The 13,636-nt window shown below is 68.8% G+C and carries 11 protein-coding genes; 7 read left to right on the top strand and 4 right to left on the bottom strand.

Annotation, left to right across the window (positions count from 1 at the left end):
• Positions 1-50 precede the first annotated feature (50 nt).
• Both F1599_RS19830 and glnK read left to right on the top strand, forming a co-directional pair.
• On the top strand, positions 51-2,198 hold the full coding sequence (locus F1599_RS19830; RefSeq protein ID WP_223819775.1) for an NAD(+) synthase: 2,148 nt from the start codon (positions 51-53) through the stop codon (positions 2,196-2,198).
• A gap of 81 nt (positions 2,199-2,279) precedes the next feature.
• The gene (gene glnK, locus F1599_RS19825; RefSeq protein WP_006578394.1) at positions 2,280-2,618 is read left to right on the top strand and encodes a P-II family nitrogen regulator; all 339 of its coding nucleotides are present in this window, start codon (positions 2,280-2,282) and stop codon (positions 2,616-2,618) included.
• A 155-nt stretch (positions 2,619-2,773) separates the two neighbouring features.
• On the opposite strand, the gene F1599_RS19820 is transcribed toward glnK, so the two are convergent.
• Together F1599_RS19820 and trxB are read right to left on the bottom strand one after the other, a co-directional pair.
• The gene (locus F1599_RS19820; RefSeq protein WP_149317841.1) at positions 2,774-3,472 is read right to left on the bottom strand and encodes a Smr/MutS family protein; all 699 of its coding nucleotides are present in this window, start codon (positions 3,470-3,472) and stop codon (positions 2,774-2,776) included.
• A gap of 107 nt (positions 3,473-3,579) precedes the next feature.
• Entirely contained in the window at positions 3,580-4,527 is a 948-nt protein-coding gene (trxB, locus tag F1599_RS19815) for a thioredoxin-disulfide reductase (protein WP_150084207.1), read from the bottom strand.
• 184 nt (positions 4,528-4,711) lie between these two features.
• On the opposite strand from trxB, the gene F1599_RS19810 reads away from it, so the two are divergent.
• From F1599_RS19810 to F1599_RS19795, 4 genes are all read left to right on the top strand, one after another.
• Entirely contained in the window at positions 4,712-7,039 is a 2,328-nt protein-coding gene (locus F1599_RS19810; RefSeq protein WP_149317843.1) for a DNA translocase FtsK, read from the top strand.
• A 225-nt stretch (positions 7,040-7,264) separates the two neighbouring features.
• Positions 7,265-7,921 (top strand): outer membrane lipoprotein chaperone LolA, encoded by a 657-nt coding sequence (gene lolA, locus F1599_RS19805; RefSeq protein WP_150084206.1) that lies wholly within the window; start codon positions 7,265-7,267, stop codon positions 7,919-7,921.
• Positions 7,918-8,325: a hypothetical protein gene (locus F1599_RS19800; protein ID WP_150084205.1), complete on the top strand. Its 408-nt coding sequence runs from the start codon at positions 7,918-7,920 to the stop codon at positions 8,323-8,325. The genes lolA and F1599_RS19800 overlap by 4 nt, the downstream gene beginning before the upstream one ends.
• A gap of 179 nt (positions 8,326-8,504) precedes the next feature.
• Positions 8,505-9,560 carry a Fe(3+) ABC transporter substrate-binding protein gene (locus F1599_RS19795; protein WP_149317846.1) on the top strand — a complete coding sequence of 352 codons (1,056 nt, stop codon included), beginning with the start codon at positions 8,505-8,507 and terminating at the stop codon, positions 9,558-9,560.
• A gap of 33 nt (positions 9,561-9,593) precedes the next feature.
• On the opposite strand, the gene F1599_RS19790 is transcribed toward F1599_RS19795, so the two are convergent.
• Positions 9,594-10,340, bottom strand: coding sequence for a hypothetical protein (locus F1599_RS19790; RefSeq protein ID WP_223819774.1), 747 nt, complete (start codon positions 10,338-10,340; stop codon positions 9,594-9,596).
• A gap of 180 nt (positions 10,341-10,520) precedes the next feature.
• Positions 10,521-12,209, bottom strand: coding sequence for an ABC transporter permease (locus tag F1599_RS19785; protein WP_150084204.1), 1,689 nt, complete (start codon positions 12,207-12,209; stop codon positions 10,521-10,523).
• Positions 12,210-12,304: 95 nt separating this feature from the next.
• On the opposite strand from F1599_RS19785, the gene F1599_RS19780 reads away from it, so the two are divergent.
• Complete coding sequence (locus F1599_RS19780; RefSeq protein ID WP_150084203.1) at positions 12,305-13,519, top strand: ABC transporter ATP-binding protein; 1,215 nt, start codon at positions 12,305-12,307, stop codon at positions 13,517-13,519.
• Positions 13,520-13,636: the final 117 nt, after the last annotated feature.

Raw genomic sequence — 13,636 nt, 5'->3', positions numbered from 1 at the left:
CCGGCCTGTCCGGCGCCATGCCGGCCCTGCGCACAACAAGGGTGTTCGAGATGAGCCGATTCTTCAATCTGTATTCCCATGGCTTCGTGCGCGTGGCGGTCGGCGTGCCGCGCTGCAAGGTCGCCGATCCCGACTTCAACGCACAGCAGACCATCGCGCTGGCCCGCGAGGCGGCCGACGCCGGGGCCGCGCTGGTGGCCTTCCCCGAGCTGGGCTTGTCGGCCTACAGCTGCGACGACCTGTTCCATCAGAAGACCCTGCTCGACGCCTGCGAGCGCGCCCTCGGCGAGATCGTCGAGGCCTCGCGCACGCTGCCGTGCGCGCTGGTGGTCGGCATGCCGCTGCGCGTCCAGCATCTGCTGTTCAACTGCGCGGTCGTGGTCGCCGGCGGCCAGCTGCGCGGCGTGGTGCCCAAGAGCTTTCTGCCGAACTACTGGGAGTTCTACGAGGCGCGCCAGTTCAGCGCGGCCGACTGCGCCACGGTCGAGCAGATCGACCTGCTCGGGCAGCGCGTGCCGTTCGGCGCCGGGCTGCTGTTCGAGATCGAGAACATCCCGCTGCTGCGTTTCCATGTCGAGATCTGCGAGGACGTCTGGGTACCGATCCCCCCGTCGTCGTTCGCCGCGCTGGCCGGCGCCACGGTGCTGGTCAATCTGTCGGCATCGAATATCGTGATCGGCAAGTCCGGCTACCGCCATCAGCTGGTGTCGCAGCAATCGGCCCGTTGCCTGGCGGCCTATCTGTACAGCTCGGCCGGCAAGGGCGAATCGACCACCGACCTGGCCTGGGACGGCCAGGCGCTGGTCTACGAGAACGGCGAACTGCTGGCCGAATCGGAGCGCTTCGCCGACGACTCGCACATGATCTTCGCCGACGTCGATCTGGAGCGGCTCTCGCGCGAGCGCATGCACATGACCACGTTCGGCGACTCGGTGCGCCGCCATGCCGGCGAGGTGGCGAAGTTCCGCACGGTCGGCTTCGTTCTCGGCGTCGACGAGGACCGCGATCTGCCGCTGCAACGCCGCGTCGAGCGCTTCCCCTATGTGCCGGCCGACCGCAGGCGGCGCGACGAGCGCTGCAACGAGGTCTACCAGATTCAGGTGCAGGCGCTGGTGCAGCGGCTGTCGGCCACCGGCATCTCGAAGGTGGTGATCGGCGTGTCCGGCGGTCTCGATTCGACGCATGCGCTGCTGGTCTGCGCCAAGGCGATGGACCGGCTGGGCCTGCCGCGCGCCAATATCCTCGGCTTCACGATGCCTGGCTTTGCCACCAGCGACCGCACGCTGCAGCAGGCCAGGCGACTGATGGAAGTGGTCGGCTGCACCGCGCGCGAGATCGACATCCGGCCGAGCTGCCTGGCGATGCTCAAGGACCTCGGCCACCCGTTCGCCGACGGCGAGCCGGTCTACGACGTGACCTTCGAGAACGTGCAGGCCGGCGAGCGCACCAACCACCTGTTCCGGCTGGCCAATCACCACAACGGCATCGTGATCGGCACCGGCGACCTCAGCGAGCTGGCGCTGGGCTGGTGCACCTATGGCGTCGGCGACCACATGTCGCATTACAACGTCAATGCCAGCGTGCCGAAGACGCTGATCTCGCATCTGGTGCGCTGGGTCGCCGAAACGGGCCAGATCGGTGCGGGCGGCACCGAGGTGCTGCTCGACGTGCTGGGCACCGATATCAGCCCCGAACTGGTGCCGGGCGACTCGAACGACAAGCCGGGCCAGAAGACCGAGAGCGTGATCGGGCCCTACGAGCTGCAGGATTTCAACCTGTACTACACGCTGCGCTTCGGCTTCACGCCGTCGAAGGTGGCCTACCTGGCGCTGCACGCCTGGGGCGACCGCGAGGCAGGGCAGTGGCCCGAGGAGGCCCATGTCGCGCGCAACCAGTACGAACTGGCCGACATCAAGCGCAACCTGCGCATCTTCCTGGATCGCTTCTTCCGCACCAGCCAGTTCAAGCGCTCGTGCGTTCCGAATGCGCCGAAGGTGGGCTCGGGCGGTTCGCTGTCGCCGCGCGGCGACTGGCGCGCGCCCAGCGACAGCGAGTCGACCGCGTGGCTGGCCGAACTGGACCGCATTCCGGACACCGCGCCTGCGCGCAACGGCGTCGGCAACAGCAGCAACGGCAGCAACGGCAACCGCAACGGCAAGGCGGCCGCGAAGGCCGGCAATCGACACGACAAGGGGTGATCCCCAGCCCGCTTTGGCGCGCCATCGCGCCGCGCGGGCTAGAATCTTGCATCAATCAATCACGACAGAAAGGGGGCCGACATGAAGCAAATTACCGCCATCATCAAACCGTTCAAGCTGGACGAAGTGCGTGAGGCGCTGGCCGACGTGGGCGTGACCGGCCTGACGGTCACCGAAGTCAAGGGTTTCGGCCGGCAGAAGGGCCACACCGAGCTGTATCGCGGCGCCGAGTATGTGGTCGACTTCCTGCCGAAGATCAAGATCGAGGTGGTCGTGGCCGAGAGCCAGCTCGATACCGTGCTGGACGCGATCGTCAAGGCGGCCCACACCGGCAAGATCGGCGACGGCAAGATCTTCGTCACCGAGATCGAACGCGTGATCCGGATCCGGACCGGCGAGCAGGACGAAGCGGCGGTGTAAGGCGGGAAGACTCGCTGCCTCGATGGGCTTCTCCCTCTCCCGCTGGCGGGAGGCGCGGGAAGAGGGCCGGAAGAGAGACCCGGCAGAGGGGTCCGGAAGAGAGGTCCGGGACAGGGCAGCGAGGTCAGCGTTCGATCAGGCGCGCCAGTCGGCCATCACGCATACGGCTGGCGCAGCAGCACCATCAAGGCCCCCGAGCCGCCCTCGGCGCCACGCGCCTCCACGAAGGCCAGCACTTCCTCCTTCTGCACCAGCCAGCTGCGCACCTTTCCCTTGAGCACCGGTTGCTTGTCGGGCGAGCCGTTGCCCTTGCCGTGGATCACGCGCACGCAACGCACGCCGCGCCGCACGCACCGCCGCAGGAATTCGGCCAGCGCCTCGCGCGCCTCGTCGCGGCGCAGTCCGTGCAGATCGATCCGGTCCTGCGGCACCCATTCGCCGCGCCGCAGCTTGCGAATCACGTCGTTGCCGATGCCGGGACGGCGGAACGACAGCGTGTCGTCGGTCTCCAGCAGGTTTTCCACATCGAACTGATCCGACAGCGAGGCCGCCAGCACCGCCTGGTCGTCGAGCTGGCTTTGCACCGGTACCGGCTCGGGCCGCCTGGCCGGCGGCGTCACGCGGTTGCGATCGCGCAATGTCTGGACATTGCCGATGCTGTTGCGGAACACATTGGCTTCGGCGGCCGCCTGGCGCGCGGCTTCCTCGGCGGCGAGGCGATCGGCCTCGCGGCGCTCGGCATCGGCCTTCATCTGGTCGCGCAGGCGTGCCAGATCGTCGAGGCCAAGGCGGGTACGGGCGGGAATGGGGGAAGAACCGGCAGGGCGGCCGGATTTGCTGGCACCGTGCTTCATGATGGAAAAGCGGCACCGCCGCGGGGCGGCGGGCAGGACCGTGAAACCGGCAAGGTAACACGATCCGGCGCCGCCGGTGGCTCGCCTGGCGGCGAGCCGGAACGACCTTACTTCAGCGCTTCGACGTAGCGCTGCGCGTCGAGCGCGGCCATGCAGCCGGTGCCGGCGCTGGTGATGGCCTGGCGATAGACGTGGTCCTGGACGTCGCCGGCGGCGAACACGCCCGGGATGTTGGTGGCCGTGGCGTCGCCCGACAGGCCGCTCTTGGTCACGATATAGCCGTTGTTCATCTCGAGCTGGCCGACGAACAGGTCGGTGTTCGGCTTGTGGCCGATCGCGACGAATACGCCCGCGAGCTTGCGGTCCTCGGTGGCGCCGCTCTGCACATTGCGGATGCGCACGCCGGTCACGCCCGATTCGTCGCCCAGCACCTCGTCCAGCACGGTGTTCCACACGATCTCGACGCGGCCTTCCATCTCGCGCGCCAGCAGGCGGTCGACCAGGATCGGCTCGGCGCGGAACTTGTCGCGACGATGGATCACGGTGACCTTGCTGGCGATATGCGACAGGTACAGGGCCTCTTCGACCGCGGTATTGCCGCCGCCGATCACCGCCACTTCCTGGTTCTTGTAGAAGAAGCCGTCGCAGGTCGCGCAGGCCGACACGCCGCGGCCCATGAAATTCTCTTCGGACGGCAGGCCCAGATACTGCGCCGAGGCGCCGGTGGCGATGATCAGCGCGTCGCAGGTGTACTCGCCGGCGTCGCCGATCAGGCGGATCGGACGCTCGGTCAGCTTGGCCGTATGGATGTGGTCGAACACGATTTCCGTGTTGAAGCGCTCGGCATGCTCCAGAAAGCGCTGCATCAGCTCGGGGCCCTGCACGCCGTTCGGATCGGCGGGCCAGTTCTCCACGTCGGTGGTCGTCATCAGCTGGCCGCCCTGGGCCAGGCCGGTGATCAGCACCGGCTCCAGGTTGGCGCGCGCCGCGTAGACGGCGGCGGTGTAGCCGGCGGGACCGGAACCGAGAATCAGCACTTTCGCGTGTTTGGCCATGATGCGTTCCTGTGGCCGGCGTGCGCGGCGCGCCGGCATGGGTAATCGAAAACCCGCATTATAAGTGGACCGGCGTGGGCGCATTGTTGCAAATTCCAATGGCGGCGATAGCCTGCGGGGGAGGTAAAATGCCGCCACCGCAATTCCGTACGGCGCCGTGCCGCGCCGCGATCCGTACCCACGCATGGCCAGAACCACCACGACCACCCGCACCGATCCCTCCGTCCTGCCTTCCCGCATCGGCAAGCTGTTGGGAGAAGTGCGCTGGTTCCTGCTGCTGGCCGCGACGCTGGCCTTCCTGTGCATCCTGGCCAGCTACAGCAAGGCCGATCCGGGCTGGTCGCACGCCAATCAGGTGGCGCAGATCCATAACCTGGGCGGCCGCGTCGGCGCCTGGATGGCCGACGTGCTGTTCTTCATCTTCGGCTTCTCGGCCTACTGGCTCGGCGTGCTGCTGGTGCGCCGCTGCTGGCGCGGCTGGCGCGTGCTGACCGCCGAGTTCCCCGACCAGGTCGGCGAGGCGCGCCAGGGCGTGGTGGTCAGCTGGATCGGCTTCGGCCTGACGCTGGCCGCCAGCATGGGTCTGGAGGCGGTGCGCATGTATCCGCTGCGCGAGGCGCTGCCGCGCGCGCCCGGCGGCGTGCTGGGCGATCTGCTGGGCGGCTGGCTGCAGACCGCGCTGGGCTTTACCGGCGCCACGCTGCTGTTGCTGTTGATGCTGGCGATCGGCCTGTCGCTGTTCTTCCATTTCTCGTGGCTGTCGGTCTGCGAGAAGGTCGGCGGCTTCGTCGAGACCGCCTTCCTCGGCTTCAAGGCGCGCCGCGAAAGCAAGCAGGACCGCATCATCGGCGAGGCCGCCAAGGTCGAGCGCACCGAGACCGTCGAGGTCCAGCGCGTGCGCATCGAGGAGGCGGCGCCGGTGCAGATCGTGCGCCCGCAGGCGGTGCCCAAGCACGAGCGCGTCGAGCGCGAGAAGCAGCAGCCGCTGTTCGCCGACCTGCAGGATGCCGACCTGCCGCCGCTGTCGCTGCTGGACCCGGTGCCGGTGTCGCAGGAGACCGTCAGCGCCGAGACGCTGGAATTCACCTCGCGCCTGATCGAGAAGAAGCTCAAGGACTTCGGCGTCGAGGTCAAGGTCGTGGCCGCCTATCCGGGCCCGGTGATCACCCGCTACGAGATCGAGCCGGCCACCGGCGTCAAGGGCAGCCAGATCGTCAACCTCGCCAAGGACCTGGCGCGCTCGCTGTCGCTGGTGTCGATTCGCGTGGTCGAGACCATCCCGGGCAAGAACTACATGGGCCTGGAACTGCCGAATCCGAAGCGCCAGGCGGTGCGCCTGGGCGAGATCCTCGGCTCGCAGGTCTACAACGAGAGCGCCTCGCAGCTGACGCTGGCGCTCGGCAAGGACATCGCCGGCAAGCCGGTGGTCGCCGACCTGGCACGCATGCCGCACTGCCTGGTCGCCGGTACCACGGGCTCGGGCAAGTCGGTCGGCATCAACGCGATGATCCTGTCGCTGCTGTACAAGGCCAAGGCCGACAGCGTGCGGCTGATCCTGATCGACCCGAAGATGCTGGAAATGAGCATCTACGAGGGCATCCCCCATCTGCTGTGTCCGGTGGTCACCGACATGCGCCAGGCCGGCAATGCGCTGAACTGGGCGGTCGGCGAAATGGAGCGCCGCTACAAGCTGATGAGCAAGATGGGCGTGCGCAATCTGGCCGGCTACAACAAGAAGATCGACGAGGCCGCGGCGCGCGAGGAAAAGATCCCGAACCCGTTCAGCCTGACGCCGGATGCGCCGGAACCGCTGGACAAGCTGCCGATGATCGTGATCGTGATCGACGAGCTGGCCGACCTGATGATGGTGGTCGGCAAGAAGGTCGAGGAGCTGATCGCGCGGATCGCGCAGAAGGCGCGCGCGGCCGGCATCCATCTGGTGCTGGCGACGCAGCGTCCCTCGGTCGACGTGATCACCGGCCTGATCAAGGCCAACGTGCCGACCCGGATCTCGTTCCAGGTCAGCAGCAAGATCGACTCGCGCACGATCCTGGACCAGCAGGGCGCCGAGGCGCTGCTCGGCATGGGAGACATGCTGTACCTCGCGCCGGGCACCGGCCTGCCGGTGCGCGTGCACGGCGCCTTCGTCTCGGACGACGAGGTGCACCGCGTGGTCGACAAGCTGAAGGAAGCCGGCGAGCCGAACTATATCGAGGGCATTCTCGAGGGCGGCCTGGTCGACGGCGAGATTGGTGTCGACGGGCTGGGCGGCGGTGCCGGCATCGGCGGTGGCGGCGAGGCCGACCCGCTGTACGACCAGGCGGTCGAGGTCGTGCTGAAGAATCGCCGCGCGTCGATTTCGCTGGTGCAGCGCCATCTGCGCATCGGCTACAACCGGGCCGCGCGCCTGCTCGAGGACATGGAGAAGGCCGGCCTGGTGTCGGCGATGTCCGGCAACGGCAACCGCGACATCCTGGCACCCGGCGGCGGCGCCGCCGCGCGCGAGGAGTAGCGCGCCGGCCGGCGGGTAATATGCCGTTACGCCTGTCACGCTTGCTGACGGCCGCGGACGGAATCCACCGCCGGTCCCTCGCTCTAACCGACACATCATGCGGACAGGCCACGGCGCACGCGACGCTTCCGCGCCCGTGAACCGTAGGTCGGAAGTCGCAAGTCGTCCCGCATCAACGCGAATCAAAGCGAATCGTCGCGATTCACCAACACAAGGATCGATTGCATGCCAAATCGCGTACTGGCGTCCGCCCTTGCCACCATCGGCACCGCCGCCACCCTGGCATGGGCCACGCTGGCCCCGGCCACCGCGCAAGCCGCCGCCACCGATCAGTTGAAGACCTTCGTCACCACCGTCAAGAGCGCCCGCGGCGAATTCACGCAGCGCCAGGTCAAGGGCACCGGCGAGGCGATGCGCGTCACCGGCACCTCGAGCGGCACCTTCGTCTTCTCCCGCCCCGGCAAGTTCGCCTGGCGCTATACCAAGCCCTACGAGCAACTGCTGCAGGCCGACGGCCAGACGCTCTACATCTACGACAAGGACCTGAACCAGGTCACCGAGCGCAAGCTCGACGCCGCGCTGGGCTCGAGCCCGGCGGCGATCCTGTTCGGCAGCAACGATCTGGAGAAGAGCTTCGTCGTCAAGGACGGCCCGACCCGCGACGGCATCGAATGGCTGGAGCTGACGCCCAAGGCCAAGGACACGCAGTTCGAGCGGATCGGCATCGGCTTCAAGGCCGGCAATCTCGAAGCGATGGAATTGCGCGACGCCTTCGGCAACACCACGCTGCTGACCTTCTCGGCGATGCAGAAGAACCCGTCGCTGCCTGCCGACACCTTCCGCTTCAGCGTCCCCAAGGGCGCCGACGTGATCCGCCAATGAGGCCCGCCACCTTGCGTCGCGCGGCCCTGGTGCCGGCGCTGGCCGCGCTGCTGACGCTGGGCGCCTGCGCCGGCGGCAAGACCGCGGGCGCCAGCCGGCAGTTCGATATCGACGCCTTTCTGCGCGCCCCCGACACCACGCTGGCCGAGGTGCTGACCAACCCCGATTTCCTCGCCGCCACGGCCGCCTCCGCGCGCGACTGCGCGACCATGCTGCAGTCCGAGCGCAGCGGCGTGCTGGAGGAGCTGCCGGGCGCGGCGCGCGGCGACGCCTGGCTGCTGCGGCCGACCGGCCAGCCGGGCCGGGTCTGGCTGGTGACCCAGCGGCGCGGCGGGGAACGTGGCTGCCACGGTCCGCTGCCGGCCGATGCGGTCGGCGCGTTGGTATCTCGCGCCAGCGGCTGAGCCGTGAGCATGCCGGGGCGGACCATTCCGGCCTGGTGATATTCCCGCCCGTGGACGCCCCTGTCGCGGCCGTTCCACGCGGGGAAACCGACATTGACGCCGAAAACGGGAATCATTATTGTTTGCGCTCGCCCGCCGGCATTCGGCCAGCGGCGCAACCGCAAAGCCCGGAGGAGTCCATGTACGTGTTTCGTCGTCTGCTGCCCGCGGCGGCAGCTCTCACCATGGCGGCCAGCGCCGCGTCGATTCCCCTGGCCGCGATGGCCCAGGGCTCTCAGGAAAAGGTGCTGAACCTCTATACGGCCCGGCACTACCAGACCGACGAGGCGCTGTACAGCAACTTCACCAAACAGACCGGCATCAAGATCAATCGCATCGAGGGGCAGGAAGACCCGCTGCTCGAGCGGATCAAGAGCGAGGGCGCCAACAGCCCCGCCGACGTCTTCATCACCGTCGATATCGGCCGCCTGTGGCGTGCCCAGCAGGCCGGCGTGTTCGCGCCGGTCAAGTCGAAGGTGCTCGAGTCGCGCATCCCCGCCAACTTCCGCGATCCCAACGGCGAATGGTTCGGCTTCTCGGCGCGCGCCCGCGTGATCGCCTACAACAAGGACACCGTCAAGCCGGGCGACATCAAGACCTACGAGGACCTGGCCGACCCGAAGTGGAAGGGCAAGCTGTGCACGCGCTCCAGCGGCCACGTCTACAACCTGTCGCTGATCTCCAGCCTGATCGCGCATGACGGCGAAGCGAAGACCGAGCGCTGGGCGCAGGGCGTGGTGGCCAATCTGGCGCGCACGCCCAAGGGCGGCGACACCGACCAGCTCAAGGCCGTGGCCGCCGGCGAATGCGATCTGGCGATCTCGAACACCTACTACATCGCGCGCCTGCTGAAGTCGACCAAGCCCGAGGACAAGGCGGTCGCGGACAAGCTCGGCGTGGTCTGGCCGAACCAGGACAGCCAGGGCGTGCACATGAACATCTCGGGCGGCGGCATGCTCAAGCACGCGCCGAACAAGGAGTCGGCGGTCAAGTTCCTGGAGTACCTGGCCAGCGACGAGGCTCAGGCCTACTTCGCCAACGGCAACAACGAATGGCCGGTGGTGCCGAGCGTCAAGGTCGCCAACCCGGCGCTGGAAGCGCTGGGCAGCTTCAAGGCGGACCGCATCAACGTGGCCGAGCTCGGCAAGTATCAGCCGGTTGCGCAGAAGCTGGCGGACAAGGCCGGCTTCAAGTAAGCGCCGGCGCAAGGGCGCGGCCGGCGCCGGTCCTCACGACGGATCGCCGCCGGCCGCATCGTCGCTCGCGCCGCCGCCTTCAACGGAGCCGGCGGTGCTGGCGCTCTCCGCGAAGCCCGTCTTGCCGTCCGGCCCCTCGACGCGGCGGAACGTCAGCCGCGTGCTGCTCGACAGCGCCCGCCTGGCCATGCGGCGCTGCAGTTCCCGCCGCGCCAGGTTCATCTGGCCCACCGTGCCGCTGCCATACGGCTCCTGATTCAGCGCGGCGAACGTCGCCAGCGTGGCCCGCAACGCCGCCAGCGCGGCCTGCGCATCCTTCTTCAGCAAGGCATCGAGCGCCTGCCGGGCGCGCACCTGGGCCTGCAACAGCGCATCCCCGGGGTTCGACTTGGCGCGTACCGCGTCCTGCGGCAATTGCACGGCGCCGGCCAGCCGGCGCAGCCCTGCGCGCACCAGGCCGCCATCCATCGCTGCTTCCTGCATGACCCAGACCGCATCGTGGCGCAGCCACGGCTCGGCATCGGACAACCTGCGCAGCAGCGCCGACTGCAATCCCGGCACGTCGAAGCGGCCGGTGCGGCGGATCGCATTGATGGCGATGCGGCGCAGTTGCGGATGTTCATCGTCGAACAGTTCCTGCACCACGCGCTCGGCGATGCCTTCCTTGACCACCAGTTCGGCGAGCTCGGTGGCGAAGCCGATCTCCTGCACTGCGGTCAGCTTGTTCTGGCTGGCCAGGCGCGACATCTTGAAGACCAGCATCCGGTAACGAATTTGCATACGACTCCCGCCCTTCGTGTTCGAGGAAAGCGGGCCGCCTGCGCGGCCCAGCTTCGCATTCACGGGATATCGGCGGAAATGGCGGCGGTCTTTAATTCGGCATCGAGAGGAGGTCAGCCCACCTGCACCGATGCAGGTACGCTACCGACGGACTGCGCCCAACGGACTGCGCGCGGTTGCTCAGTCCTGCGCGCTGCGGCGGATCTGGCGCGACAGCACGATCACCGGGATCAGCCCGACCAGCACGATCACCAGCGAGGCCGTCGCGGCCTCGGCCAGCCGCTCGTCGGCGGCGAGGTTGTAGGCCTGCACGGCCAGCGTGTCGAAATTGAAGGGGCGCATCACGAACGTCGCCGGCAATTCCTTCATCACGTCGACGAAGACGATCAGCGCCGCCGTCAGCAGGCTGCCGCGCAGCATCGGCAGATGCACGCGGCGCAGCGTCGCGGCCGGCCCGTGGCCGAGGCTGCGGGCCGCGGTGTCCATGCTGGGCGTGATCTTGGCCAGCCCGGCATTGACGGTCTGCAGCGCGACGCCGAGAAAGCGCACCAGATAGGCGTAGACCAGCGCGGCGATGCCCCCGGTCAGCAGCAGTCCCGGCGACACGCCGGTCAACTGCTCGACCCAGCCGGCGATCGCATTGTCGAGCCGCGCCACCGGCACCAGCACGCCCACCGCGATCACCGAGCCCGGCAGCGCATAGCCCATGCCGCAGAGCCGCAGCAGTGCCCGCATCGGCCAGCCGCGGCCGAGCCGGCCGGCATAGCCGATCGCCAGCGCGATCAGCACCGCGGCCAGCGCGGTGACGCTGGCCAGCACGAAGCTGTTGCGCACCAGTCCGACAAAGCGCGGGCCGAACTGCGCGTCGCCGTCGGTGAACGCCATCTCGAACAGCATCAGCGCCGGCACCAGGAAGCCCAGCAACACCGGCAGCGCGCACGTGCCGAGCGCGGCCGCGCCGCGCCAGCCGGTCAGCCGATACGCCGGCAGGCGGCGCTGACCGCCATGCACGCGGGCCCGCCCGCGCGAGATGCGCTCGGCCACCAGGATGGCGATCACGAAGGCCAGCATGCACGCCGACAGCTGCGCGGCGGCGCTCTTGTCGCCGAGCGAGAACCACGCGCGGTAGATCCCGGTCGAGAAGGTCGGAATCGCGAAATAGGCGACGGTGCCGAAGTCCGCCAGCGTCTCCATCAGCGCCAGCGCGGTGCCGGCCGCGATGCCCGGGCGCGCCAGCGGCAGCATCACGCGCAGCACGCTACGCCAGGGCCCATGGCCGAGCAGGCGGGCCGCCTCCAGCGTGTTCAGCGTCTGCTGCAGGAAGGCGGCGCGCGCGGTCAGGTAGACGTAGGGATAGAGCACCAGCGAGAACAGCACGATGGCGCCGCCCAGCGTCCGCACGTCCGGAAACCAGTAGTCGCGCGCGCCCCAGCCGGTCAGCGCGCGCAGCCAGCTCTGCACCGGCCCGGCGAACTGCAGCGCGTCGGTATAGGCGTAGGCGATCACGTAGGCCGGCATCGCCAGCGGCAGCACCAGCGCCCATTCCATCAGGCCGCGGCCGGGAAAGCGGTACGTGCAGACGAGCCACGCGGTCGGCACGCCCAGCAGCAGCACGCCGACGGTGACGCCGGCCAGCAGCCACAGCGTGTTGGCGATGTATTCGCCCAGCACCGTGTCGGCCAGGTGATGCCAGGTCTCGGTGCTGGGCGTCAGCAGGCTGGCCGCCACCACCAGGATCGGCACCGCGATCAGCAGGGCCACCAGGCCGGCCGCGAAGGACAGCGGATGGATCGCGGTCAGCCGCCGTCCGCGCCGTGCCGCAACGGCATGGTCGCTATCGGGCAATCGGGCGGGATGGAGCAGGGACATGCGGGCGATCGGCTGGGGAGGGGTGCCGCAGGCGGCACGGCTGGGGCATTCTATCAACCGCCGCTCCGGCGTTGCTGATACTTATAATGATTCGCATGTCCGCCTTCGATCTCGATACCGACGCCGCCGCGGTCACGCCCGCAGCGACGCCCCCGGCCAGTCCAGCGTCCGCTACCTCGCCGGGTGCCGATGCCACCCCTGCCGCGACCGCCACGCCTGCCGCGACCGCCACGCCTGCCGAGCCCGCCGCTGCCAGCCAGCCGGCCGATCTCGTACTGGAGGTCGAGCACATCCGCCACGGCTTCGACAGCCAGATCGTCATCGACGACCTGTCGTTCTCGTTGGCGCGCGGCAGCATCGGCTGCCTGCTCGGCCCCAGCGGCTGCGGCAAGACCACCGTGCTGCGTGCCATCGCCGGCTTCGAGCCGCTGCGTGCCGGACGGATCGTGCTGGACGGACAGCTGGTCTCGGCGCCGGGCGTGGCGGTGCCGCCCGAACGGCGGCGCGTCGGCATGGTGTTCCAGGACTACGCGCTGTTTCCGCATCTGAGCGTCGCCGACAACATCGCCTTTGGATTGCATCGGGAGAGCCGGCAGGCCAGGAAAGAGCGCGTCGCCGAAGTGCTGGAGCTGGTCGGCCTGGCCGGCGCCGGCGCGCGCTTTCCGCACGAGCTGTCCGGCGGCCAGCAGCAGCGCGTAGCACTGGCCCGCGCGCTGGCACCGCGCCCGGAGCTGCTGCTGCTCGACGAGCCGTTCTCCAATCTCGACGTGGACCTGCGCGAGCGCCTGAGCCTGGAGGTGCGCGCGATCCTGAAGGCCCAGGGCGCGACGGCGATCCTGGTCACGCACGACCAGCTCGAAGCGTTCGCGATGGCCGACGAGATCGGCGTGATGCATGCCGGCGCGATCGAGCAGTGGGGCACGGCGCACCAGCTCTATCACAAGCCCGCCACGCGCTTCGTCGGCGATTTCATCGGGCAGGGCGTGCTGATGCCCGCCCGCGTGACCGCGCCGGGGCAGCTCGATTGCGAACTCGGGACCCTGCATAGCCGCGATGGCCTCGGCGTGGCTCCCGGCGTGGCCGAGGTCGATGTGCTGATCCGCCCCGACGACATCCTGCACGACGATGCCAGCGCGCTGCGCGCGCAGATCCTGCACAAGGCCTTCCGCGGCGCCGAGATCCTCTACACGCTGCGGCTGGCCAGCGGCGGCAGGGTGCTGTCGCTGGCGCCGTCGCACCACGACCACGGCGTCGGCGACTGGATCGGCATCCGCGTCGAGGTCGACGACGTGGTGGCATTTCCGCGCTAGCGGCGCCGGCCTCGGCGCTGCCAGGCGGCGTTGCGTACGGATGCACTACACTGGCGCTTTGGCTGGCCGCGCGGCCCGCACAGAGCCGTGCCCGGAGACGTGCCCGGAGACGTGCCT

Source organism: Cupriavidus cauae, assembly GCF_008632125.1.
Taxonomy (GTDB): domain Bacteria; phylum Pseudomonadota; class Gammaproteobacteria; order Burkholderiales; family Burkholderiaceae; genus Cupriavidus; species Cupriavidus cauae.
The sequence above is the reverse complement of the archived record's forward strand: the minus strand, read 5'-3'. Positions and strand labels throughout refer to the sequence as shown.